The sequence below is a fragment of the Sedimentitalea sp. genome, from assembly GCF_039973035.1.
In the GTDB taxonomy this organism is placed as follows: domain Bacteria; phylum Pseudomonadota; class Alphaproteobacteria; order Rhodobacterales; family Rhodobacteraceae; genus Sedimentitalea.
Genome location: NZ_JBDWLR010000017.1, coordinates 1 through 23,831, shown reverse-complemented (window position 1 = coordinate 23,831; position 23,831 = coordinate 1). Strand labels below are relative to the sequence as shown.

The window sequence follows — 23,831 nt, the reverse complement described above, 5'->3', positions numbered from 1 at the left end:
CACATAAGTTCATGTCGGAGCCTGCGAGACGAATGGGCCTCCATCAAGAAGGGGTCTGATGGGCCGGGGGTTCGAACGGCCTAACTGTCTCAAAGTGAGACAGTATGAGACACATTGAGACAGCACTGCTTTTTCGAAAGGTCTCGTTTAGCTGCGGTTTGTCTGCAGGTTTTATCGCTTTGGAACGACTCAGCCCAAGTTATATCCAAAATCAATAAACTGATGATATGTTTTGCCAGATTAAATACCTTCTCGGGTTTGGATAGGTACAAACAAGCCAATTCACCCTCAGGAGCTATCCCCATGAAAACCATGACATTGAACACTTACGGACCCGATGCAGACTTTGAAGCCGCCGAGCTTGACCGCCCAGAGGTCAAAGCGGGTCACGTTATACTGCGCGTCCATGCCACCAGCATCAACACAGTCGATACGATGATCAAAAGCATGGGCACCGATCTGCCGCTGTCCCCTGCGCTCCCTGCCGTGCTCGGCATGGATTTCGCCGGTGTTATCGAAGAAATCGGAGAGGGCGTCACAGGCTTTGCTGTTGGCGATGAAATCTATGGCTGCGCAGGTGGCTTGGCCAATCTGCAAGGCGCACTGGCCGAATATATGCTGGCCGATGCCCAACTGATCGCCCACAAACCCAAGTCGCTGTCCATGCGGGAAGCCGCCGCCATGCCGCTGGTCGGTATTACCGCTTTCGAAGGTCTGACTCGCGCGGGTGTTACCGCCGGACAAAAGGTTCTGGTTCAAGGCGGCGCGGGCGGTGTTGGCCATATGGCCATCCAGATCGCCAAGCATCTGGGCGCCGAAGTGTCAGCAACCGGCACGGGCGATGTGCAAATGGACGTCATCAAGGGCTATGGCGCAACGCCCATCGACTTCATGGAACAGAAGATCGCAGATTACGTCGCGGCGCAGACAGGCGGCGCTGGCTTTGACATGATCTTTGACGCAGTGGGTGGCGCCAATATGACCAACTCGTTCGAAGCCGCCGCGCTGAATGCTCAGGTGGTGTCCACCGTGGGTCTGCTGGAAATTGACCTGTCGCCCGCACACTTCAAAGGCCTTTCATTGCACATCGTCTTTATGCTGCTCCCGATGTTGTACAACGTAAACCGCCAAGTCCACGGCGATATCCTCGCGAAACTGGCTAAACTGGTGGACGCAGGCATTGTGAAACCATTGCTGGACGAACAACGCTTTGGCTTTGAAGAGGTCGGCGCAGCATATGCACGTCTTGGAAGCGGTAAGGCGATCGGCAAGGTGGTCGTAGAGATCTGATAGCGTCCGAATGAGATGTTAAGTTTGGGGCGGAGTCGATCAGGCTCCGCCCCGCTCACTTCCACCGGTAAGATTCAGAAATTCCTCTTGCGCAACCAAGCTATACGGACAGCACAAAACGAAACCAACGCGGGCGTGAATGGTGCGCGCTCAACACGACGTGCTGGGACACTACCCGGCTCAGGGTCGTGAGTTCTTGATGGAGAGGGGTTTCCGCTGTGCTCCAGACGTTTATCAGGTAATGAGCATACCCCATTACGGGACCGTAAGCTTAGGCTCCGACACCGGCAGGAACCAATGTTGCGGCTCGACCAAAGGAAGCCGCGCATGAAAGCTCTTAAAATAATCGGTCTATCAATCGTAGGGATGGTCGCGGCTTTCGTGTTGCATGTTCGCGGACTCGAAGTTTTGTCCTCTCTCAGCACGCCTTCGGAGATGCGGGCCTATCCGCGGCTGTCCCAAGGTGTGAAAAGCGAAAATTACGAGATCGAGCGCCTTCTCTATGGCTCAAGCGAAATATGGTTTGACCAGCAGGAACACACATATCTTATCATCGCTGATCTGATCAAAGATGAGCAATTTGAATACTCGGGCCATTTCGTGTTGCGCGTCGGGGAAGACGGCCATTTCATCAGGCAGCGGCGTGTTACAAATGTCGATCCGCTCCCGGATGTATGGGAGGATTCACGATACATCAGCCTATCCCCGACACCTGAGCGGCTTTATGTTCCGACCTACAGCTTTGGGGCGCTCAAAGGGCATCTCGAGTTGGTGAAATACCAGTTTACTGATTTCAGTGAATGGCCTTATTTTTACTATTTCTTTCCTGTCGTACCCTTTGACTGGAAGGGCGTTGGCTACTTCAATCTAACCCATCAAGGTGAAACTCTTTATTTCCAACAATCAACGGATTTCTACGGCGGACCTCTATATGCAACTTCAAATGTTGATGGGCAGCTATACCTCACAAGCCGCAAAGACGATCAGTCAGGCGTCGCATTCCTTGATGTGTCGGAGAGCAGTTACACCCGTGATATGCATGGCACCGAGACGCATCGCGAGGCCTATGGTCTTCATGTCATTCGACCCCGTCGCAATTGAAACGACACTCCCGAACGATCTTCATGCAGCATCGTCCTTAAGAGGCGCCCCATGCTGCGAGGTCAAATCAAAGCGGTTCACCCATTTCCGGTTGCTTTCCCGGCCGACGATCACACCCCCTCCGGAGGGTAAGTCCTCGACATCGACAGTGCTGAGCGCGAAGCGGTGGTAGGCCCAGACCGCATAGGCGACGATTTCGCGTGGGAGACGATTGCCTTTCAGGCGGGGCATGGTGGATGGAGCACTCATCGCAAACGCTTAGACAGCCACGAGACCCCGAACAAGTTGGCGATGCCGTTTTACCCACTCCTGATATCGTTGGACGATTGACGGCAACGACCCCACTACGGAAGTGTGATCGCTACGCTTAGCCTTTTCGAGCACGCGACCTTCAGGGAGTGGTCATCTTGATATCCTGGCTCAGGAAATCGTTGGTGTAGGCAGTAGAGGGCTTGAATGCGTTCTCAATCTTAAAATAGGTATCGACGAGATCGTAAGTTTCCGAGATTCGCTCTGATCCAAACCACCCTAGGCCCTTCTCGACGGTGTCCTCGGTCGTCATCAAATCTTGAACTCGGCCCCACTGATCCTCCATTGCTTCACGATGAACGAATTGCCATAGGGATTAAGCCCGATCTCGCTCCAGCGGATAAAGCCAAGATCGTCGCCCAACTCTCCCACTTTCTGGTCGTGACCGTTGTAGAAGTCACTGATAATGTCCACCCTCCCCGCAACCAACGTGGGCAATTTGGCGGCGGGCGCAAGGTTGACGAAATCCACCGAACCCTCGGCGATCCCTGTTGCGTTGGCGAAGGCGGGCCACATCACACGGGCCGCATCGCCCGACGGGTTGCCAAGCGTCTTTCCTTCAAAATCCGCAACGGTCTCTATCCCGCTGGATTTCTTCCAATAGAGCGTGAAAGGGGAATTGGCATAAAGTGCCATAACCGCAGTCAGGTCTGCCCCCTTGGATTTGGCGAGGAACGCAGTCCCGAGCTCTGCAATCCCCATATCGACCGCGCCGATACCGACATTCTGAGCAGCTAGCCCGAAGCCTTTGCTGGTTGTATATCAAGATCGATACCCGCCTCTTCTTACCAGCCTTGGCTAAACGCATAGTAGAGAGGCGCGTGATCTGCACCTGCTGTCCAGTTCAGGATCAGGCTCACCGGTTCCTGCGCTTGAGCAACCAAAGGTGCCAACACGATCAATGCCGATGCTATTACATTCTTTGAACCGAAATTCATTCCGATACTCTCAGTTGGTTGCGGCCAGATCGTTAAGACGTATCGATTTCGGCCCAATATTTGAAAAATGTTAGAAGCGCGCTTCCGTCTCTGTCGACAAATTTCAACTGTTTAGTTGGATGACACCTCTTATCCATCGATATTTTGCGTCGAGATGCAAAGAATTTCTTTGACAAGCGGCATTCACACATAATTTCATCAACCATATAGTTGATAAATGCCAAGGGATGACGATGCACGACACAGCTTCAGCACCATCCGAACCAAAACAGCACGCCCTGCTTCCTGAGAACTGGCCGTCCTTCATCCTGCCGTCGCCCGGCGACACCATAATGACCCTCTTCGATCCCGGTTACCAATGGGGCTACAACACCTTTATCACAGCGACCGAAATCTTCTTAGGCTATGCTCTGGCCATTGCCATCGGTGTATTGACCGCGATGATCTTCACCTGGTTTCGCCTTGTAAGAGCGACGTTGTTACCGCTTTTCATCACGATCTCGATGATCCCTAAGGTGGCACTTGGCCCATTACTAATCGTGTGGTTCGGTTACGGCGTTTCCACCAACATCTTTTTCGCCTTCTTGATCAGCTTTTTTCCGATCCTGATCACGACGGCGCGCGGCCTGCGGGAAGTCGAACCCGACCTGCTCGATCTCGTCCGCGCGCTCAAGGGGACGCGGTGGAAGATCTTCATAAAAATCCAACTGCCAGGTGCCCTGCCGTACATCTTCTCCGCAATGAAGGTCGGCGCCATCCTCGCCGTCGCAGGCGCAATTGTGGGTGAGTTCGTCGCCTCAAGCGAAGGGCTGGGCTATCTCATGATCCAGGTGCAATCGACACTCGACACGGCGGCGATGTTCATGGCCGTCCTGCTACTCAGCCTGCTGGGTGTGGCGCTCTTTGGCCTTGTCCTGTTTCTTGAAAAGCTGTTCGTGGTCAAGGATGCAAGGCTTGAACAGGCACCGTCATGACCTCTGACCTGACTCTACTCACCGCAGCCGAGCAAGTGGTCGCTTTCAGAAAACGGTCACTGTCAACGGTCGAGATGGCCCAAGCGATGCTTGACCGGGTCGACCGCATTCAGCCGGCATTCAACGCCTTCTGCGTGATCGACGCTGAAGGCGCATTGGTCTCCGCCGAAGCATCCGAGCGACGCTATGCAGAGGGCTCACCGCTCAGCCCGATCGACGGCGTCTCGACGACCCTCAAGGATCTTGTCCTGACCAAAGGCTGGCCCACCCGCCGCGGCTCCATAACGATCCCCGAGGCCGGCCCCTGGACCGAGGATGGCCCCGCCACTGCACGCCTGCGTGAGGCGGGCGCGGTCTTGGTCGGCAAAACCACAACACCCGAATTCGCCTTCAAACCAGTCACCTCCTCCCCGCTCACCGGCATCACCCGCAATCCGTGGAACCGGGATTTGACACCTGGCGGATCAAGCGGCGGTGCCGGTGTCGCGGCGGCCACATCGGCCGGGACGTTGCATCTTGGTACTGACGCCGGAGGATCGATCCGGATCCCGTCCAGTTTCAGCGGGGTCTTTGGATTCAAACCTTCGGGCGGTCGTGTCCCGACATATCCGCCGACGCCGCTCGCCTCGATGGTCAGCTTTGGACCGATGACCAGAACCGTCGAAGACGCGGCGCGCATGCTGACCATCCTGTCCAGACCCGACATTCGGGACGTGACCGCGCTTGCCCACGATTGCACAACTTACCACGAAGAACTCGACTCCGACCCTCGCGCCTGGCGGATCGCATTCAGCCCGGACTTTGGATGCGCCACCGTCGCGCCCGAGGTCGCCGTTCTGGTTGCGCAAGCGGCCCAGGCTTTTGCCGAATTGGGCGCATCGGTTCATCAGGTCGACCACATAATGGATGACCCCGAACCACTGATGACTCGGCTTCGGCGTGGGTTCGCCGCCTATGCCTTTCGGCACTTCGACGAGGCAAAGCTTGCGATCATGGATCCTGCGATTGCCGAAGAAATCAGGAGCAGCTTTGGCGCTGATCTCAACGACCATTTCGACGCGGAAATGGCGCGGACCGCGCTGATGCGCCAGATGGCGGAGTTTCATCAGACCTATGACCTGCTGATCTCGCCCACCTTGACGGTCCCGCCGTTCTCGGCAGAGATCGACCGCCCCCAAGGGGAAACGCGCTACTCGTGGACCAAGCTCTGCATACCGTTCAATCTCACCCGTCAACCCGCAGCGTCGGTCCCCTGTGGCTTTACGGATGCGGGCTTGCCGGTCGGGCTTCAGATTGTGGGACCTTACGGCGCGGATCTTGCCGTTCTACAGGCCGCCCGCGCGTTCGAGACCATTCGCCCCTGGGCAGACAGTCACCCTGACTTGCCCGGTGGAGACCAGACATGAAAGACCAAAAGGATACCCCCATGCACGCTCGTTCTCTACCGGATCACATTGCTGACTTGGAAACTCTCGAAGATCTGCTTTCACGCCCTGATGCAGCAACAGAAGCGGATCTTGCGGCGCTTGATGGTGAGATCATGGTTCTGGGTGTCTCGGGCAAGGTTGGGCCTTCGCTCGCACATATGGCCGCCCGCGCTGCCCCGAATAAACGCGTCGTCGGTGTAGCACGATTCTCAGACCCAGATGCGCGCGCGCAACTCGACGAATGGGGCGTGGAAACGATCTAGTGCGATCTCATGGATCGCGCCGCGGTGGACAGGCTCCCACAGATCAAAAATATCGTTTTCATGGCGGCCCACAAGTTCGGCTCGTCAGGCAATCAGGGTCTGACGTGGGCGATGAACACCTACCTGCCAGGGCTGGTCGCCGAGACATTCACCAAATCCCGGATCTCCGCCTTTTCGACCGGCTGCGTCTATCCATTTGTTAATCTCGAAGACATCGGCGCTGACGAAGGCGTTGAACCGAATCCGCCGGGCGAGTACGCACAATCTTGCATTGGCCGTGAACGGATGTTTCAGCATTTTTCGCAGGTCCATGGCGCGCCTGGCCGGCTGATCCGGCTGAACTATGCAATCGATATGCGGTATGGAGTCCTCTGCGACATTGCTCAGAAGGTCGCCACGAGCCAGCCGGTTAATCTCTCGATCGGCCATGTGAACGTGATCTGGCAGGGAGACGCAAACCGTTTCGCACTGCGCGCATTGGCACATGCCACGGTCCCGACATCGCCTCTCAACGTCAGCGGCCCAGAAACGCTATCGGTGCGCTGGCTGGCAACGGAACTGGCCAAGCGTATGGATCGCGAGCCGGTTTTCACGGGCGACCCGGGTCCATCAGCATGGCTTAACAACTCGGCCGAAGCGTTTCGCTTGTTCGGATATCCCGAGGTGCCATTGGCAAGGCTGCTCGATTGGGTGGCAGACTGGATCGCGCGCGACATGCCCACACTCGGCAAGCCGACCAAATTCGAGAAGCGTGACGGCCGCTACTGAGCCAATCCAGCATCTGACGGTGGCGGACGCCCCCCGGTGTCAACCGCTGTCGGACGAGGCCGGTTGGAACCAACTGCCGTCCGACTGGGCCATGATGCTGGAGAATGGTCAGGGATTTTCAATCGCCGACGAGACCGGAGTACCGGGAGCAACGGCGCTGGCCTTGCCGATGGGCCCCCGGATTGGCTGGATCAGCATGGTTCTGGTGACGCAAAAGATGCGTCGGCAGGGTCACGCGAAACGCTTGTTGAACGCTTGCGTCGATTGGTTTGAACACTCTGGCAGAATCTCATTTCTCGATGCCACACCGGCTGGCGAGCCGCTCTATCGTAGCATGGGATTTACGCCGGTGCTCGAACTCGTGCGGATGAAAGGTTTCGGTGGCGGCACAGCAAACTTGGACAGCCTGCGGCCCACTTTGCACTCTGACCTGCCGTGGATCGCGGCCCTCGACAAGGACGCAATTGGCGGCGAACGTGCATTCATTCTGGAAAACCTGCTATCGCGCAACGGTGTGGTTGCTTTTGTGCGTGAGGCGCAAGATGGGTACGTTTTGTCACGCGCAGGTCGTATCGCAACCCAGATCGGCCCGATCATCGCGCCGTCTGCTGAAAGCGCAGAGCAGCTTTTGAGCGCTGCGCTTGCGGCGATCTCAGGGCCGGTCTTCATCGATGCTGTCGCCATCCACCCGCTCGTGACTACCCTTGAGACGTGGGGCTTTTCAAAGCAGCGCCCGTTCCTGCGCATGGCCAAGAGGCTCAATGAGAAAATCAAAGATAGGTCGCGGCTCTTTGCGGCCGCCGGCCCTGAACTCGGATAGGTAAGACAAACATGCACTGGACAGATATTCCCACTCCCGCACTGGAAAGCCTTCGGGCTGGCACGGTCATTCCTGCGCACCCGCTCGCACTGGGAAAGGGCACGCAGATTGATCTAGTCCGACAGCGCGCCCTGACACGCTACTATGTCGATGCCGGCGTCGGCGGACTCGCGGTTGGCGTTCATACGACTCAGTTCGAAATCCGCGAAAATGGTCTCTATGACAAAGTGCTCGACACCTGCGCCGAAGCCGCTGGCGACTGGACGGGTCGCCCGCTTGTTCAGATCGCTGGCCTTGTCGGTCGGACTGAGCAGGCGGTCAAGGAAGCACAGGTGGCGCGCAACCTTGGTTATCATGCCGGACTGATGTGCCTCGCGGCCTGGAAAGACGCATCAATCGATGAGATGATCGATCACTGCGCAACGGTCGCCCGCGAGATTCCCCTGTTCGGCTTCTACCTGCAACCGGCGGTGGGCGGCGTTCCCCTGCCCTTCGAATTCTGGAAGCGTTTCGCCGCGATCGAAAACGTCATCGGCGTCAAGATGGCGCCCTTCAACCGATACGACACGTTGAATGTGCTGCGCGGCGTGGCAGCCGCACGCGCCGAGGATCGCATCGCGCTTTACACAGGCAACGATGATCATATCGTCGGGGATCTGCTAACCCCATTTACCATTGTCCGCGACGATGACACCCTGACGTTACCTATCCGGGGCGGGTTGCTCGGCCATTGGTCGGTCTGGACAAAGGGCGCTGTCGAATTGCACCAGAAATGCCGGGCAGCGCAGGAAACTGGCACAATCTCGACTAGCTTGCTGGCCCTTGATGCAGAGGTCACGGATTGCAACGCGGCGCTGTTCGATGTCGCCAATGGATTTCAGGGTGCGATCGCCGGATGTCACGAGGTCTTGCGGCGTCAGGGCTTGCTTCTTCACACCCGCTGTCTCAGCGACCGCGAAACCATGGGGCCGGGCCAAGCAGATGAAATCACCCGCGTGTGCCGCGAGCACCCCCACCTGACAGACGATACGTTTGTCGCCGAAAATCTGGAGCGCTGGCTGTCATGACCAAAGAACCGATCATTCACATGAAGGGCATCCGTAAAGTCTACAAGACCCGTGGCGCCGACCTTCTTGCCGTCTCCGATGTGACCATGGATGTCGAGGACGGAGATTTTGTGTCACTTGTCGGACCATCAGGTTGCGGCAAATCCACGATTCTGAAAATCCTCGCGGATCTGCACCCCCATGATGGTGGCACAGTCCACGTCGGATCCGAAAGCACGCCGTTTGACCCCAGTCGTGACATCGGAATGGTCTTCCAGCAGTCCCTGCTATTGAAGTGGCGCCGGATTATCGACAACGTCCTGCTCCCCGCCGAAATCATCGGCCTGCCGATGAAAGAAAGCCGGGAACGCGCGCGCGAATTGCTGAGCATGGTGGGGCTGTCAGGGTACGAAAGTCACTATCCCTACGAGTTGTCGGGCGGGATGCAACAAAGGGCATCCATCGCCCGCGCGCTGATCCATGATCCCAAACTGGTGCTGATGGACGAGCCTTTTGGCGCGCTTGATGCGCTCACGCGGGAAAAGATGAATCTCGAAATCCAGCGCATCTGGGAAGCGTCTAACAAGACGATCCTCTTCGTGACTCATTCGATCCAGGAAGCGGTTTTTCTTGGATCGCGCTGTGTGGTGCTGACGTCGGGTCCGGCCCGCATGGCAGACAACTTTCCAATCGAGCTGCCATTTCCGCGTGGCCTGTCGATCAAGGCAACGCCAGAATTCGGCGCGTATACAAAGAAAATCTACAAGCTGCTTGATCTCGACGATAGCGCTGAGGCGAGTGCCGCAGATCGGGCTTAGATCACCGGTCGCGGCCTGATCCCATTCAGCGCCAAGTCCACGATGTGAGCCCGGCGTTCGTCCATCGCGTCCTTTGTATCGAAATCCCGGCCGAAGGCGCGACTGATGGTGTGGATGTTCGCAAAATAGAAGAACGACATGCCGGCGATGGACAGATAGAAATGAAGCGGATCGACGCCCTTGCGGAACAGTCCTTCGTCAACACCACGCACCAAGGTTTCTTCGATCAGCGTGATAATCGGCGTGTTCAAAGCCTGGACAGTTTCCGACGCTTGCATATGCCGCCCGCCATGCACATTTTCGTCGGCCAGTATGCGAACGAAATCGGGGTTTTCCCTTAGATAGTCATAGGAAAATTCGATCAGACTGCGCATGGCCTCTTCGACCGGCAGGGTGGAGAGCTTGAGTTCAGACTCCCGCTCCCGGATCTCAGAATAAACCTTCTCAAGGACAGTAGAATAGAGACCGTCCTTGTTTCCGAAATAATGATACACAAGCTGTTTATTCACGCCAGCTCTCTGGGCAATCGTGTCAATCCGAGCACCTTTCAATCCGAATTCCGCAAAAGTCTCCTGCGCCGCCTTCAGCAGTTGAAGTCGTGTCTTGTCCGCCATCTCGGAACGGGTTCGTCTGACAGTCATGCTTTGCACGTCGGCACTTGCGGCTTTTCTTAGAACAACAGTGAAACTTACCTCCTTGTGCCGATTGGAGCAAGACAGTGTCAATCGGCCAAGTTGCACTGTTGTGGCGCAATGTTTGGAAAGCAGCAGGTTCTTCGCTGACGTTGGATACAGTCATCACACCCTTCGTTGTATTCAGGCCAGTTGGTTATCCATTGATTTGATGGGGAGTCTTGTCACGACGAGTGGGGTTGAACTTGCACGGCAGTTTAAACATCCCAAAAGGAACGGATCAACGCGATATTTGCCGAGGGGCAGTGTTACAGAGATCGTACAACCGCGCTACAAACGCCGCTCTCGCTTGCGAGTACCGGCACCGATGCCCCACAAATTCAATGGCGCCTGTCGGGACAAGTTCGACAAGGCACTGTATCGGGTGGCGAACGCATCAGAGTACAACGAGAGCCTTCGTCAACGTGGTTGTTTGACGGTATGGGTGTCAAATGATGTGGTTGAATTTTGGGCAGCGCCTCGCCGCAATACTTGCGTTAGTCAGGCGCGTTACCCCAATTTGGAAATCGAGATTTGCCTTGTCCCGCAGGTCGTGTTTCGACTTCCTCTTAGACAAGCGCAGGGCTTCATGCGGTCGATTGCCAAGTGGTGGGGCTAGACCTCGTGGTGCGGGACTATTCAACGAATTTGCGGTGCGGTAGCGGTTTGAAGATCGTTCAATGCAGGCGCGCTTCAGACAAGTCTATCACCCTCATCGTGGATAGAAGCGGTCTGAAAATTCATGATGGCTGCGGCTGGCATGAAGATACGCACGCCACCAGGAAGGCCCCAAAAAACATGGCGCGCACTCCACATCGCCCTTGATCCAGAAACTGACACGATCACTGCGGCGGAACTGATTGTAGGACATGCCGGCGACGAAACGGCATTGCCGGATCTGCTTGCCAACATTGATGCCGGTGTAGATCAGTTCCTGCCTGATGGTGAATATGACGGTCAGGGCGTTGCAGACTGTCTGGTGGACACATTTGGGCCTGAGATTGAGATCATAATCCCGCCTCCGAAAAACGCGGTTCACGGCGCGAATAAACAGCGCAATCGGCACATCGATAACATCGCTGAACATGGCAGAATGAAGTGGAAATCCCAGGCTGGATACAATCAAAGATCACAGGTTGAAACCCAGATCGGATGTTGAAAAAAGCCATTGGCGATGGTCTGAAAGCGCGTGATTTCGACATTCAAACTGTTGAAGCTTAAATCGCCTCAAAGACACTCAACCGCGTTACAATTCTCGGTCGTGCAGCGTATGAACGTGTCTTCTGAATTGATTGGGTATGGGGCCAACCTGCCTCCAATGTGATCCCTGCAACACGGTCGCATGGAAGAGATCTCAAGCGTGTCAGGTGCGTTGTCAGATGCAGGTTTGGATGGCAGCGCGGATGCAATCTACGATCGTGTATCGACTGTGTGGACGCATTGGCAGTAGGACGCCCGTTAAGGACAAGGATGGGCACGCTTCTCGCAGCAGCGCAATGTTCACTAAGCACCCATTTTCATGTCCGAGTATCGTTGGATTGCAAAAAATTATGCGGCATCCAAACGAATAGCGCCACTGAGAAGTCTGTATGGTGGCCGACGGGCTTGCTGCTGGCAACTTCCGCCTTCCTGATCCACTCGTTGTTTGCAGAGATCGACATGATTGACTGCCAACGCGAGCGATGCTGACTTGGTTATAGAGGACGGAGCGCAGCGCGCTTTACCGAATTTTTGCGAAACGACCCTCTTCACGGGATTTGTGTCACCGTTGCCTCAGCGTGTTCCGTTGGTTCCTAGAAGAATGTCGAAAAGAACTTTTTCAGGTCCCTGTATTGTGGTGGGCCCGCATCCGGTAGGCTCTCGGCGACATATCAAACGCCGCACGAAAGCAGCGGCTGAAATGCTCGACGCTTGAAAACCCTCTCGTCAAGCAGATTTGCGTCACGGAACATTGTTGCATGTCGAGATTGTCCAGATCGCTTTTTGCAGAATGCAGCCTGCGCTCTCGTATCTTCGTTGCCACGGTGGTGCCTGAGTTTTCGAAGGCCCTGTTGAGCGCACGCACCGAAAGTCCCATATCCTCGGCAAGGACAGATGGGGATAGGCCTGCATCCTGAAACCGCGCCTCGATCATACGTTCGGCGCGCTCTCTAAGGACCTGGCGGGCAGAGACTACCTCGATCGGTCGAATATTCCCCACGGCATTGAGCAAATCACGCACCAGCGTCAATCCGAGCTGCGGCGTGCCCGCGCCTGCGAAATCGGCAATTTGTTCGCTTACGGTGCGGATCCTGTTGGCGAACAACGCGCCAAATCCACGTGCGGTTTCCAAGCGACCTGTCGGTAGCGTCGTCGCACCGGAAAGTTCGGCCAGCTGGTCCTTGCACAGGAGTAAGGTGGACTTTTCGATCCTCTCCATAACCTCGAATTCGATCGGACGCCCCGCGTCCCAAATCAGAACGTCGCCCGGGTGCATCTCGATCGACCAATCGTCCTGTCGAACGCGCTCCCGCCCCTTATGTAGGGCTAATATGCCGTAGCGCTCGCCACCATCGACCTTGGTCATTCTGGCGTCGCGATAGCCCGCACAAGGATCGCAGCGGCAGTTCACGAAGGTGGAAATGCCGGAATCCAGCGATTGGACCTCTGCCCCGCGAAACCCCTCGTTCGCTCTGTCGAGTTGCCAGGCAAGATGTGTGGCATTGACCGCCTCACGCCGGAGATCGAAACGGTCCGCGCTCCTGTATTGATCGGTTGACCATGTTAGCACTGATTTCCTCCCAAACCCGGAAGTTCGTCCTCCGTGCGTCTCGGATTATCAGCATTTGTGTCCTTCCCCGTCAAGAATACTCCTGGACTGGTTGCTATCGTTGCTCCTACGAGGAGGAACGACAATGAAATCAGACATTTCTTTCAATACCGAAGATGGAACCACGCTCGCGGGTTGGTTCTTTGCCGGGTCCGGCGCAGAAGGGCCTGCGCCGACCGTGATCATGTGCCACGGCTTTTCTGCCACCAAGGAAATGCACCTCGAGGGCTTTGCAACGACCTTCCAGGCGGCTGGAATGAACGTCATCGTCTATGACAACCGCAATCTCGGGGATAGCGGCGGCGCACTGCGCGGCGAGATCGATCCCGAGCAGCAGATCCGTGATTTCCGCGATGCTATCACTTACGCTCAAGGGCGCGTGGACGTGGACGAAGACCGCATCGGGGCTTGGGGCTCGAGCTATAGCGGCGGGCATGTCCTTGTAGTTGCAGCGCGGGATCGGCGGGTGAAATGCGTCGTCTCGCAGGTGCCCCTGATCCAGGGTCTGGAAAACGCTCGCCGCCTCGTCCGCTCGGATCTCTGGGCCGGTTTGCGCGCCGGATTTGTCGCTGACCGTCAGGCACGTCTACGCGGCGAAACGCCACTGACCATGCCGGTGATTGGCGAGACGTTTGGCGACCCCTGCGCGCTGCCAACAGAGGACAGCCACAAGTTCTTCACAGAGCTTTCCGAAGAGAACCGCGGGCGTTGGGCCAATGAGATCACCCTGCGCTCGATGGAGATGTTCACGGAGTACGAGCCTGGCGATGCCATCGCCCGTATTGCGCCAACACCGCTAATGATTGTCGTCGGGCGCGACGATCACCTGACGCCTGCCGACATGACGCTGTCGGCCTATGAGCGCGCGCTGGAACCCAAGAAGCTCTTGGTCCTGGAATGTGGGCATTTCGAGGCCTATACCGATGCGCCTTTCGAGGTCTCGGCCCCTGCCCAATGCGGGTGGTTCAAGACCCACCTGTGACGACACCGGATACTTGTGCAGCCTGAACAAACTGGAGGAGACAAGATGAAACGACTTGAGGGAAAGTAGCGGTCACAAACGGTGATCCCGTGATTGAAAATATGCGTAACAGGACGGCCCGAAAGCCTCAATTTTTCTCGGGGTGAGTTCAATTGGCATCGTCAACTTATCGGATCTTGCCGAACAGGAGCCACACACCCCTGGTCAAGCGGCCATCAACACACATGTGATGTCGTCCCAAATGCCGTGAGCATCTGAGCGGGATTGTCGATAGGCAGGGGCGGATCGTTTGTGGCGGCGAGTGCGAAATACGGTTTGGACTTGATCGTGGACAGTCCAAAAGAGCTGTACTTGGCCGGGCGATTTGAAGCGGGTCGTGATCTTGCCTCGGCGCCGCATCGGTCGATGCGAGCCTTCAGATCTGTTGTTTAAGCCCTTATGCCTGCGGTGGTCGATACCGAGCGCGAGGCTTTTCAAAGCCGCACCATAGCGGCCGAGTTTGTCCGTGATCAAAACGCGCGGTCGCCCATATTTTTTGAATAGCTTGCGGAAAAAGCGTTTCGCTGCGCGCGTGTTACGCCGAGATTGAACCAGAATATCAAGAGCGTCACCGTTGCTGTCGATCGCGCGCCAAAGCCAAAATTTGCGCCCGCGGATTGGAATGACCAGTTCATCAAGGTGCCATTTATCAGACGGCGCAGGCCGATCCCGCCGGGTGGACGCGTCATACTTTGTACCAAATTTGCCAACCCACTTCCGGATCGTCTCATAGATCACGATGATGCCGCGCGCCGCAAGTAGATCCTCGGCATCGCGTAAGCTCAAGGGAAACCGGAAATAAGACCAGACCGCATGTGCAATGATCTCAGGCGGGAAACGGTGGCCTTTGAAGGCGCCGAAATTTTTGGCTTTTGTCATGTCGGTCGGTACGATTTAAGAGCGGGCACCGCAAGTTGACGATGCCACACAGAGTTTGTGAGCGGCAGTAGGGTGGCAACGATGACGGCAGTCGCCAGAAAACAGCGATCAGCATATCAACGGCACACCCATCAATTGCCCGCCGCCTCACCTAGATTGTCAGCCTTTTCGGCGTCGCGCTGCCCCATGGGGAGATCATGCCCTTGCGTTGTGTCGACACGTGTCTGTGCCTCAAGCTCAGCGTTCAGTTCGGCGCCCATCAGGATAACGAATGCGGAGATCCAAAACCACATCAACAATACAATGACGCCCGCCAGGCTGCCAAAACTCTCGTTATACGATCCAAAGTTGCTGACGTAGAAGGCAAAGCCAGCAGAAGCGATAAACCAAACGAAACACCCGGCCACGGCCCCGACTGATGCCCATTTCCACTCGGGCTGATCTCGAGAAGGAGCATAGCGGTAAAGCACTGAAAGCCCCAAGATCGTCAGAGCAAGAAGCGCTATCCAGAGCCCGATCGTGATCAGCGTTTCCAGAGCAAGACCCAAGTCAACAAACGCAAGAACCGCCGGTAGGCCAATCATCGACATGAGCCCAATCAACAGTCCGACCAATAGAAAGATCGTCAGAGCGAACGTCACCAACTTAAGCTGGATAAAGCCGCGCTCTTCTCGCTCATCGTAAGCGACATTAATGCCTTGCATAAGGCTCGCCATGCCCTTCGACGCCGAATAGAGCGCAATCAAGATACCGAGCAGAGCAGCCAACCCCAGACCGCCATCACGTGACCCTGCAACGGCAGTCGCCTGAGTATTAATAATCGTGATCACCTCGTCGGGTACGATGCCCGCCAATGCCTGAACCTGTTCGACAATCATGTTTGGCTCAACCAAAAGGCCGCTGACTGCAATCAGCGCCGTAATGGCAGGAAAAAGCGCAAGCAAACCATAAAAGGCAACACCGGCGGCAATCAGACCCACCCGATCTTCGTCCATCTCATCTTTCAAGCGAAAGGCGATGTCCTTCCAGCCCAAGGCAGGAAGCTCAGTTGGTGTTTCAGCGTTGCGACCACGTGCCATAAGGTATCCAGTTCCGGATCGTGCAAAAAAGGAGGCCGGTTGCCCAGCCCCCTCTGGTTCCTCCAGTTAGACTCTGGGCTTGCCGAGTTTGTTGTCTTCAGCAGTGCTTTGCGCCTTGTCTGCGACGCGCTTAGCAGCAGCTTTCGCTTTGTCTCCCACCGCTTCAGCCGCAGACTTCTCGCCCGGGGTACTGGAATCGAGGTCGGCCTTCGTTTCAGACGCGATATCCTTGACCTCTTCTTTAACCGAAGTGGCGACGGACATGGCTTTGGACTTTTCTTCCTCAAAGATCCGCTCTGCCTGATCGAACAGCTCGTCGCTGCGCGTGCCCATGAAGTCGTCCTCGGTCTTCGTTCGCGGCATGGCACCTCCAAGGGCCGCACCAACGGCCAAGGCAAGCGCGCCTACGACCAGCGGTTGGCGGTCGTAAAAATCGGCAGCCGCGTCCGCACCATTGTCAATGGAACGCGATGCAGAGTTGCGCATCTCGATGGCTTTCCAACGCGCTGCAATGACACGCTGGCGGGCTTCATCGGACAAAGCCTCGGTCCCGTCGGCAATCTGGCTACCAGCGGCAGCAAGGCCGTCACGTGCAGACTGTGCACCGCTGGCGATCGAAGACTTCGTGGCGTCTGCTGCGTCAGCAATTGACGAGCCAACGCGGGACGCTCCGTCCGCAGTCGTGGATGCCGCAGCCGACGCGCTAAGCTTTGCCGCGGAAGAGGCCTGGGCCACTTTGTCTTTCGCAGTGTCAAACCCGTCTGAAAGTCGCGCTCCCACCGATGGGTTGTTGCAATCGTCGTTTTCGCGCGCCCATGATGGCGTGTTGTCACGGTAGGGCGTATGGCGAGTTGGCGAAGTATCGGAGCGACCCTGTTCCAAACGCCTGCGGTGGGAATCATGCTCCGCTTTGCCGGGGTCATCATTAACCCGAGCAAGCGGCTGCGCTATCTGCTTCGACCCGTTTCCGAACATCATCCAAGCCAGTCCAATACCGGTTAATGCCAACGGGATCGGATTTGACTTGACCTGCTCAGAGATCGAGCGACCCATGTCACCGCCGTGTTCACGGAACTGGCCACCAATCTGGCGCACAACGGCGTCGATCGAAAACTTGTCCTGCAAGTCCTCGAGGTTTGAGGAAAGGTGCGAGCGTTGTTCTTCGATCTCTCGTTCAATTTCGCTGGGGCTTCGGGTGTCATTTGTCATTGTAAGCTTCCTTTACGGCTGCCGCATCCCGCTGGACGTTCTTGGCCGTCCGCGTTGGTGCGAGGCTTGAAAGTTTGAGGTCATTGACCCCCTTGTTGATCAGCACATAGGCCAGAACGCCCAATAGTGCTCCGACGATCAAAGCGGACCAACCTGCCTCAATCCCGGCTTCGGTCAGGGCAGCGATCAAAGCCGCTGCAAGTACATTGAGTGCCACAAGCGCAATGATTGCCGCACCAGCGATCAGACCGACGGCTACACCCGCCTTGTTCATATTTTCGCTGACTTCCGCACGGGCCAGATCGACCTCACTACGGACAAGGCTACTGACATTGCTCATGGCGTCCGACACAAGGTCGCCTGCGCTTCTGTTGGTATTGCTGTCGGTCATGAAAAGTCTCCCGTGGTTGGGACATGCTGCGCCCTTGACGATTGGGCCGCGGTGTCATTTGACGCCTTGGCAAAGCGAGTGGCGGCGAAACCGACCAAGGCAGCTCCGCCAAGAAAGACCAGAGGGTTCTTGCGGGCAAACGCACTGACGTCATGAACCATCGTGCTAAGGTCTTTTTCGCGCATCGCATCCGATGCATCTGCCAGACCTTCGGCAATTTGCCCGAAAGTTCGTTCCTGCGGAGAGCCACTGCGCATTTCCTCGGCTGCGGTACGAAGGGCGGATGCCACGCTGGACACTTCGTCAGCGACAGAAGATTTTGCGGCCTGTGCCTGCTCAGTCGCAACAGAAGCTGCATCCTGCGCCAGATTGTCCGTTGCCGTTTTGGCCTGGCTCGCCAGGTCTTTAGCTTGTTGCCTAGCTTGGTCTGACAGCGGCTGTTGATCGGTTTTCGGTTTGTTATCTATCGACATAATGCTTCTCCGTTTAAGGTTCAGAATGCGAGATTGATGATGGCCATAACGACGACGATCAGTCCGATGAGGTAAAAAACGTTATGCATTTCAGGTCCCCAAAATTGATGCACCACATGTGCACATTACAAATACAACTCGGCATAACCGGATTGGTTCCGTAGGTCGTAATCACTGTTTGGATTTTGGATATTGGTTCCTGCGGGATTGGGGCGGTCACCGGGCCGCCATTAACCATCGCATCGACAAGTAATGTCGCAAACTTTTTAGTGTTGTAGCGTCTGTCTCCAGCCGCGTTCAAATGGTGCGCTAACGGCAACCGATACCCCAAACTTTGCAGGCCGTTCTGAAGGCATCGCTGTGGAACTCCTGCGCGTTGTCGACATGGATCGCCTTCGGAATGCCGGCCGTTGGCCAAACCACCTCTTCCAATGTTCCCGGGACGTGTATCGATTTCCGGCGCACGCAGTGATCGAGACACAGTGCGATCGACCAAACGGACGGCTCGTCGAAAGTGACATAAACACCGAGAATAATCCGGGTCGCGACGTCGATGGCAACCGTCAGATAAGGGCGCGCAAGTGGCCGCCGATTCACATGACCGACCAGCATAATGTCCGCCGTTGTGTGATCAATCTGAACGACTTCCAGCGGGGCTGCAACTTCGAGACGGCCGGGACGTGCGGCAAAGACCTTATCAGATTCCTGCGCTCCGCGCCGTTTCCTGAAAACCTCTCGCTGAGCCTTCACTGCCCGCCGGGTCGGGAGCCGCAACGCCTTCGCCTCGCATTCTGCGCGGATCTCTCGCCAGATGCGCAGAGAGCTTGATCGCTCACGCACTAGTTAATAGCGACGGAGCCCCGCATTGATGAGGTATTCGACATCTTGTGTGATCCGCTTCGATCCGGGCTTCGGTCCGCGACGACCCAATTCCAGCGCTGCAACACGCGCATCGTTCTCTCGCAAACGGCGGCACAGAGACCAAGTGTGGCTTTTTGCCAAACCCAGTTCCCAGGCAGCATCTCCGATAGCCGCACTGATCGGCTCGCCCTTCCTCTCAAGTTGCAAGATCGGGCGGTGAACTGCCGCACGGTGTTTCGCAAGACGCTCGCTGACCAGGCCAATCTCCTGCCCTTTTTGGCCGAAACTTATTCACAGATCAGACCGTACGGTGATTAATGGTACAATATGAAAATTAAGTGTGCAAACTACCATTGATTTTGCAGGACAATTTCACACCGGATTCTGAATAATTAGGGCACAGTGACACGCAGGGCCTGAACTGATGTGCGCAAGAATGCTACCGCGCAATTACACACTTTGAAGAAGAACCAGATTAAGTGCCGAGTCACAGCTAGTCGAAACGTATTCCTGACAGCTGATTAGAGCGATGGAAAGCAGCCTAGATACAAACCACCGCACCGATTGGGGCGCGGTGGCGCATTCGCCGTATCAGAAGCTCATCACAGTCGTATCGTCAGCGATGATCGCAGTGCCCATCGCATCAGGAGCTGCAGCGGTCACACCATCCAGCAAAACCGATGAATCTGCGCCCTTACCCGGAAGATAGATTGCACAGACCTGAACCTTAAGGCCCTTCTGCGCCATCATCATCTTCATCAGGCCTTGCGGGCTTGCGTCCTTGGGGGGCTGGCCCGCAGTTGCTGACGCAGGGGCTTCATTCAGCGCGATGTCGCCTGCCGGTCCGCACAGCAACACTTCCGCCGATGCACCCGCGTTCATAGCGTTCATGGTCAGCACCATCGCCATCAACTGTGTCTGTGGCTCCGCACTGGTCAGAATGGTGATCAGCTTGTTCTGATCTTCAGCCTGTGCGGCAGTTGCCAGACCAAAGGCAACGGCGAGGGACGGTAGGATTCTCGAGAAACGCATGTTAATATTCCTATTATGCGTGGTGGAATTTCAGGTGTAGATGACCAATCGGATCGCATATGCGACGATCCCGAGGGCGGCGACGCTTGCAATCCAAATGGCGATGAACCAACCGATTTTGCGCAGGGTTCTAGAGCGCATCAGTGATACCCTTCAGCCGGATCAATCTTGCCTCGGAACACCCAGTAAGCGTAGACGGTGTATCCTAGGATCATCGGCACCAGCACGACCGTTCCCACAAGTGCGAACAGCAGGCTTTCATCCGGGGCCGCAGCCTCGGCAATGGTCAGGCTGGGCGGCACTATGTTGGGATAGAAGCTGATCCCGATACCGATGAAGCATAAAACGAACAGGGTAAGCGCCGCCAAAAACGGCTGACCGTCCTTGCCCGCATTCAACCCAGTGAACAGCGCCCACGTCGCGGCCAGAGCTGCACTGGGCATCAAGACACTCAGAACGGAGCCCGGCAGATTGAACCAACGCTCAAAATATACCGGATCCTGAAACGGAGTCAGAACGCTAACAATCCCGATGAAAGCGAGTGTCCCTGCAGCAAGCCACCACGCATACCCTTGCATCTGGCGTTGAAGGCTGCCTTCGGTTTTCAGGATCAACCAAGTTGACCCCAGCAACGCGTAGCCGGTCACGACCGCAAATCCCGTCAGGATGGAAAAAACGCTCAGCCAATCCCACCAGCCGCCAGCATAGGCACGGTCGGAGACCTCAATGCCCTGAACCAGCGCCCCTAAGGCGATGCCTTGCATGAAGGCCGCAACAAGTGAGCCACCAAAGAACGCGACGTCCCAAACAGGTTTCCAGCGTTCGGTGCGCCAACGATATTCAAAAGCCACGCCGCGAAAGATCAACGCGAGTAGCATCAGGATTATCGGCATGTAAAGCGCGGGCATGATGACCGCATAGGCCAGCGGGAAGACCGCAAAGAGGCCACCGCCACCCAAGACCAGCCAAGTTTCGTTGCCGTCCCAGATTGGCGCGATTGAGTTCATCATCGTGGCCTTTTCCCGCTCGCCGTCGGCAAACGGAAACAGGATGCCCACGCCAAGATCAAAGCCGTCAAGGATCACATATGTCAGAACCGCAAAGGCGATGATCCCGGCCCAGATAAAGGAAAGTTCAAACATCTTTTCTTGCTCCTATTCGCTGGGGATGGCTTCTGGGTTGGTTTGAGCGACAGGTGTGATCCCGGCGGTACGGATCGGTCCGTCTTTCAGGCCCAAATGGGGCGTGCCAGCCGGATTGTTCATCATCCGCAGCAGATAGAAGGTGCCCGCCCCGAAGATGAAAAAATAGACCACGATGAACGCCAGGAGAGAGGCGGCGACCGCTGGGGCCGCTACGGGGGCTAGGCTGTCGGATGTGCGCAGCAGGCCGTAAACGGTGAAGGGTTGGCGGCCCACTTCGGTGGTGATCCATCCTGCAAGCACAGCCACAAAACCCATCGGTCCCATAAAGATCGCCGCGCGCTGCAAGAGGCGGTCCTCATAAAGGCGTCCTTTTATCCGATGCCAGAGGCTCCAGGCACCTAGGCCCAGCATCGCAAAACCAAGACCAACCATCACACGGAAGCTCCAGAACACGATGGCAACGGGAGGTTCTGCATCGTCAGGGATTGTGTCCAAGCCATCCAATGGAGCGTCCCAGTGGTGCTTGAGAATCAGGCTCGACAGGTACGGGATCTCGATCGCGTAATCGATCCGCTTTTCTTCGGTGTTTGGAATGCCGAACAGGATCAACGGGGCGCCATGGGGATGGCTGTCGTAGTGCCCTTCCATCGCCATGACTTTGGCTGGCTGATGTTCAAGCGTGTTGATTCCGTGCATGTCGCCCGCAAAGATCTGCAGTGGGGCAACGACGACAAGCATCCACATCGCCATCGAAAACATCCGACGCGCGGGTGCATCTTCACGATTGCGCAGCAGATGCAGCCCGCCGACACCACCCACGACCAAAGCAGTCGTCAGATAGGCGGCCAGCACCATATGGGTCAGGCGGTATGGGAACGAAGGGTTGAAGACGATTTGCCACCAGTCTTCGGGTACGAATTGTCCCAGTTCGTTGATGCCGTAGCCCGCAGGCGTCTGCATCCAGGAATTCACGGACAGGATCCAGGTCGCGGACATCAGGGTGCCAAAGGCGACCATGGCCGTCGCGAACATATGCAGCCTGTCGCCTACACGTTCACGTCCGAATAGCATAATGCCAAGGAAACCGGCTTCCAGGAAAAAGGCCGACAGAACCTCATAGGCCATAAGTGGCCCAAGAACCGGCCCGGTCTTGTCAGAGAAGACCGACCAGTTTGTCCCGAACTGATAGGACATTACGATGCCCGAAACGACACCCATCCCGAAGGCCACTGCGAAGATCTTTTTCCAGTATGTGAACAGCGTCAGATAGGTCTCATCTCGTGTTTTCAGCCATAGACCGTTCAGCACCGCGAGATAGCTGGCCAGACCGATCGAAAATGCGGGAAAGATGATGTGGAAGGACACGGTGAAAGCAAACTGCATCCGTGCCAGTGTCTCTGCGGTGAAGCTATCGAACATGGGGTTCTCCGTCTTGGCCTGCGGTTAGTTGTTACGTGGCCCGAAACCGCCGGAGGTGACTGCTGGATCGCGATTGCGGTCAATCATCTCGAACCACGCGGTAGAACGAGCCAGAAACTCTGTCCGCGACACCTGACCGTCGAAGTCTGTATCATTGAAGCCAAGCGTCAGCCCAGCTTGCATGAACTCAGCCCCTTTGCCGTGCGCATCATTTTCTGCATTTGCCGCCATATCTGCGGCGCGAGGCTCATCGAAAAAAACGTATTCTTCTGTGCTAAGCAGATCGTCTTCGTTCTGGTCGAACATGTAGAAAGCGTCGCCGCGCCGCTCGGGAATTTCTTTAAGGGTGACAGAGCCCTTTGCGTCCAGATCCCCGTTTTCGATAAAGTGGGTGCCGGGTGTTTGCTGAGCGAAAGAAAAATGCGGCATGAACGCTAGGACAGCGACGAGACGTGGTCGATTCATTTGAGAGGCCCTTCCTAGAGTTTAACGGTGCGCAAGTATGATCGGATTGTCTCGAAGCCCTGTGGGAATGCCGCTTTTGCATCGACGTCCGAGACCGAGGGTGGAATGATGACTTCTTGCCCCGGCACCCAATCGGCAGGTGTCGCGATTTTGTGCTTGTCGCCGGTTTGCAGAGCGTCGATGACCCTCAGAATCTCGTCAAAGTTGCGCCCGACGTTCATAGGATAGGTCATTGTCAGACGAATTTTCTTGTCTGGGTCAATGATGAAGACCGAACGCACAGCAGCGGTTTCGCTCTCGTTTGGATGGATCATGTCGTACTGTTTGGCGATGGTCAGATCGGCATCAGCTACGATGGGGAATTGGAGATCCGTGTCTTGGGTATCGTTGACGTCGTCGATCCACTTCTCATGCTCTTCGACGGTGTCCGTGGACAGGCCGATAGGCTTCACGCCGCGTTTCGAGAACTGCGCGGACAACTGTTGCGGATTTCAAAAATACCGGACAGCGATTACGCTAATTCCCGGACAGCCGTTTCAGTAATTCCCGGACAGCTCGGGTACGGCTGATCATCTGCCTGCGATCATGTTTCAGTTTGGATAGTTTCGGTGTTTTCGGCGGAG

The 23,831-nt window shown here is 56.2% G+C and carries 26 protein-coding genes and 2 pseudogenes; 10 read left to right on the top strand and 18 right to left on the bottom strand.

Translation table 11 applies throughout. From position 1 onward, the window contains the following. Window positions 1-303 precede the first annotated feature (303 nt). Both ABJO75_RS02580 and ABJO75_RS02575 read left to right on the top strand, forming a co-directional pair. A complete protein-coding gene (locus ABJO75_RS02580; protein ID WP_348132996.1) occupies window positions 304-1,290 on the top strand; it encodes a zinc-dependent alcohol dehydrogenase family protein in 987 nt (328 codons plus the stop codon). A 327-nt stretch (window positions 1,291-1,617) separates the two neighbouring features. Further along, window positions 1,618-2,391: a hypothetical protein gene (locus tag ABJO75_RS02575; protein ID WP_348132993.1), complete on the top strand. Its 774-nt coding sequence runs from the start codon at window positions 1,618-1,620 to the stop codon at window positions 2,389-2,391. Between the two features lie 69 nt (window positions 2,392-2,460). Here ABJO75_RS02575 and ABJO75_RS02570 read toward each other — a convergent pair. The 3 genes and pseudogenes from ABJO75_RS02570 to ABJO75_RS02560 all read right to left on the bottom strand — a co-directional run. Continuing rightward, window positions 2,461-2,640, bottom strand: a pseudogene (locus ABJO75_RS02570) (IS6 family transposase); the annotation flags it as partial. Window positions 2,641-2,952: 312 nt separating this feature from the next. Beyond that, window positions 2,953-3,423 (bottom strand): annotated as a pseudogene (locus ABJO75_RS02565) (ABC transporter substrate-binding protein); the annotation flags it as partial. A 62-nt stretch (window positions 3,424-3,485) separates the two neighbouring features. Then, window positions 3,486-3,638, bottom strand: coding sequence for a hypothetical protein (locus ABJO75_RS02560; RefSeq protein WP_348132991.1), 153 nt, complete (start codon window positions 3,636-3,638; stop codon window positions 3,486-3,488). A gap of 233 nt (window positions 3,639-3,871) precedes the next feature. Here ABJO75_RS02560 and ABJO75_RS02555 point away from each other — a divergent pair, with 233 nt between their 5' ends. The 7 genes from ABJO75_RS02555 to ABJO75_RS02525 are packed head-to-tail and all read left to right on the top strand — an operon-like array spanning window position 3,872 to window position 9,754. Further along, complete coding sequence (locus tag ABJO75_RS02555; RefSeq protein WP_348132988.1) at window positions 3,872-4,612, top strand: ABC transporter permease; 741 nt, start codon at window positions 3,872-3,874, stop codon at window positions 4,610-4,612. Further along, on the top strand, window positions 4,609-6,018 hold the full coding sequence (locus ABJO75_RS02550) for an amidase (protein ID WP_348132985.1): 1,410 nt from the start codon (window positions 4,609-4,611) through the stop codon (window positions 6,016-6,018). The genes ABJO75_RS02555 and ABJO75_RS02550 overlap by 4 nt, the downstream gene beginning before the upstream one ends. Beyond that, the gene (locus ABJO75_RS02545) at window positions 6,015-6,302 is read left to right on the top strand and encodes a hypothetical protein (RefSeq protein ID WP_348132982.1); all 288 of its coding nucleotides are present in this window, start codon (window positions 6,015-6,017) and stop codon (window positions 6,300-6,302) included. The genes ABJO75_RS02550 and ABJO75_RS02545 overlap by 4 nt, the downstream gene beginning before the upstream one ends. A 9-nt stretch (window positions 6,303-6,311) precedes the next feature. Beyond that, window positions 6,312-7,070, top strand: coding sequence for a hypothetical protein (locus ABJO75_RS02540; RefSeq protein ID WP_348132980.1), 759 nt, complete (start codon window positions 6,312-6,314; stop codon window positions 7,068-7,070). A 19-nt stretch (window positions 7,071-7,089) separates the two neighbouring features. Then, a complete protein-coding gene (locus ABJO75_RS02535; RefSeq protein WP_348132977.1) occupies window positions 7,090-7,890 on the top strand; it encodes a GNAT family N-acetyltransferase in 801 nt (266 codons plus the stop codon). Between the two features lie 11 nt (window positions 7,891-7,901). Beyond that, entirely contained in the window at window positions 7,902-8,957 is a 1,056-nt protein-coding gene (locus ABJO75_RS02530) for a dihydrodipicolinate synthase family protein (protein WP_348132974.1), read from the top strand. Further along, window positions 8,954-9,754 carry an ABC transporter ATP-binding protein gene (locus ABJO75_RS02525; protein ID WP_348132971.1) on the top strand — a complete coding sequence of 267 codons (801 nt, stop codon included), beginning with the start codon at window positions 8,954-8,956 and terminating at the stop codon, window positions 9,752-9,754. The genes ABJO75_RS02530 and ABJO75_RS02525 overlap by 4 nt, the downstream gene beginning before the upstream one ends. On the opposite strand, the gene ABJO75_RS02520 is transcribed toward ABJO75_RS02525, so the two are convergent. The 3 genes from ABJO75_RS02520 to ABJO75_RS02510 all read right to left on the bottom strand — a co-directional run bounded on the left by ABJO75_RS02520 (window position 9,751) and on the right by ABJO75_RS02510 (window position 13,195). Continuing rightward, a complete protein-coding gene (locus ABJO75_RS02520; RefSeq protein ID WP_348132968.1) occupies window positions 9,751-10,368 on the bottom strand; it encodes a TetR/AcrR family transcriptional regulator in 618 nt (205 codons plus the stop codon). The genes ABJO75_RS02525 and ABJO75_RS02520 overlap by 4 nt on opposite strands. A 769-nt stretch (window positions 10,369-11,137) precedes the next feature. Continuing rightward, the gene (locus ABJO75_RS02515) at window positions 11,138-11,512 is read right to left on the bottom strand and encodes a hypothetical protein (RefSeq protein ID WP_348132965.1); all 375 of its coding nucleotides are present in this window, start codon (window positions 11,510-11,512) and stop codon (window positions 11,138-11,140) included. Between the two features lie 732 nt (window positions 11,513-12,244). Next, the gene (locus tag ABJO75_RS02510; protein ID WP_348132962.1) at window positions 12,245-13,195 is read right to left on the bottom strand and encodes a helix-turn-helix domain-containing protein; all 951 of its coding nucleotides are present in this window, start codon (window positions 13,193-13,195) and stop codon (window positions 12,245-12,247) included. 124 nt (window positions 13,196-13,319) lie between these two features. Between ABJO75_RS02510 and ABJO75_RS02505 the strand changes: the two genes are divergently transcribed. Beyond that, the gene (locus ABJO75_RS02505) at window positions 13,320-14,216 is read left to right on the top strand and encodes an alpha/beta hydrolase (RefSeq protein ID WP_348132959.1); all 897 of its coding nucleotides are present in this window, start codon (window positions 13,320-13,322) and stop codon (window positions 14,214-14,216) included. Window positions 14,217-14,420: 204 nt separating this feature from the next. On the opposite strand, the gene ABJO75_RS02500 is transcribed toward ABJO75_RS02505, so the two are convergent. The 12 genes from ABJO75_RS02500 to ABJO75_RS02445 form a co-directional block, all read right to left on the bottom strand. Further along, window positions 14,421-15,134, bottom strand: coding sequence for an IS6 family transposase (locus ABJO75_RS02500; protein WP_348132956.1), 714 nt, complete (start codon window positions 15,132-15,134; stop codon window positions 14,421-14,423). Between the two features lie 131 nt (window positions 15,135-15,265). Next, a complete protein-coding gene (locus ABJO75_RS02495; protein WP_348132954.1) occupies window positions 15,266-16,213 on the bottom strand; it encodes a YihY/virulence factor BrkB family protein in 948 nt (315 codons plus the stop codon). Between the two features lie 66 nt (window positions 16,214-16,279). Beyond that, window positions 16,280-17,422 (bottom strand): DUF3618 domain-containing protein, encoded by a 1,143-nt coding sequence (locus tag ABJO75_RS02490; protein ID WP_348132951.1) that lies wholly within the window; start codon window positions 17,420-17,422, stop codon window positions 16,280-16,282. Continuing rightward, a complete protein-coding gene (locus ABJO75_RS02485; RefSeq protein WP_348132948.1) occupies window positions 17,412-17,813 on the bottom strand; it encodes a phage holin family protein in 402 nt (133 codons plus the stop codon). The genes ABJO75_RS02490 and ABJO75_RS02485 overlap by 11 nt, the downstream gene beginning before the upstream one ends. Then, entirely contained in the window at window positions 17,810-18,286 is a 477-nt protein-coding gene (locus ABJO75_RS02480) for a hypothetical protein (RefSeq protein WP_348132945.1), read from the bottom strand. Before ABJO75_RS02480 ends, ABJO75_RS02485 begins: the two co-directional genes overlap by 4 nt. Before the next feature lie 309 nt (window positions 18,287-18,595). After that, window positions 18,596-19,036 carry a transposase family protein gene (locus ABJO75_RS02475; RefSeq protein ID WP_348133037.1) on the bottom strand — a complete coding sequence of 147 codons (441 nt, stop codon included), beginning with the start codon at window positions 19,034-19,036 and terminating at the stop codon, window positions 18,596-18,598. A gap of 702 nt (window positions 19,037-19,738) precedes the next feature. Next, window positions 19,739-20,179, bottom strand: coding sequence for a hypothetical protein (locus ABJO75_RS02470; protein WP_348132942.1), 441 nt, complete (start codon window positions 20,177-20,179; stop codon window positions 19,739-19,741). Between the two features lie 30 nt (window positions 20,180-20,209). Beyond that, the gene (locus ABJO75_RS02465) at window positions 20,210-20,320 is read right to left on the bottom strand and encodes a DUF2474 family protein (RefSeq protein ID WP_348132939.1); all 111 of its coding nucleotides are present in this window, start codon (window positions 20,318-20,320) and stop codon (window positions 20,210-20,212) included. After that, window positions 20,320-21,321 (bottom strand): cytochrome d ubiquinol oxidase subunit II, encoded by a 1,002-nt coding sequence (cydB, locus tag ABJO75_RS02460; protein ID WP_348132936.1) that lies wholly within the window; start codon window positions 21,319-21,321, stop codon window positions 20,320-20,322. The genes ABJO75_RS02465 and cydB overlap by 1 nt, the downstream gene beginning before the upstream one ends. Window positions 21,322-21,333: 12 nt before the next feature. Then, window positions 21,334-22,743, bottom strand: a complete 1,410-nt coding sequence (locus ABJO75_RS02455; RefSeq protein ID WP_348132933.1) for a cytochrome ubiquinol oxidase subunit I — start codon at window positions 22,741-22,743, stop codon at window positions 21,334-21,336. A 24-nt stretch (window positions 22,744-22,767) separates the two neighbouring features. Beyond that, window positions 22,768-23,208 (bottom strand): EF-hand domain-containing protein, encoded by a 441-nt coding sequence (locus ABJO75_RS02450; RefSeq protein WP_348132930.1) that lies wholly within the window; start codon window positions 23,206-23,208, stop codon window positions 22,768-22,770. 14 nt (window positions 23,209-23,222) lie between these two features. After that, window positions 23,223-23,687 carry a redoxin domain-containing protein gene (locus ABJO75_RS02445; RefSeq protein WP_348132927.1) on the bottom strand — a complete coding sequence of 155 codons (465 nt, stop codon included), beginning with the start codon at window positions 23,685-23,687 and terminating at the stop codon, window positions 23,223-23,225. Window positions 23,688-23,831: the final 144 nt, after the last annotated feature.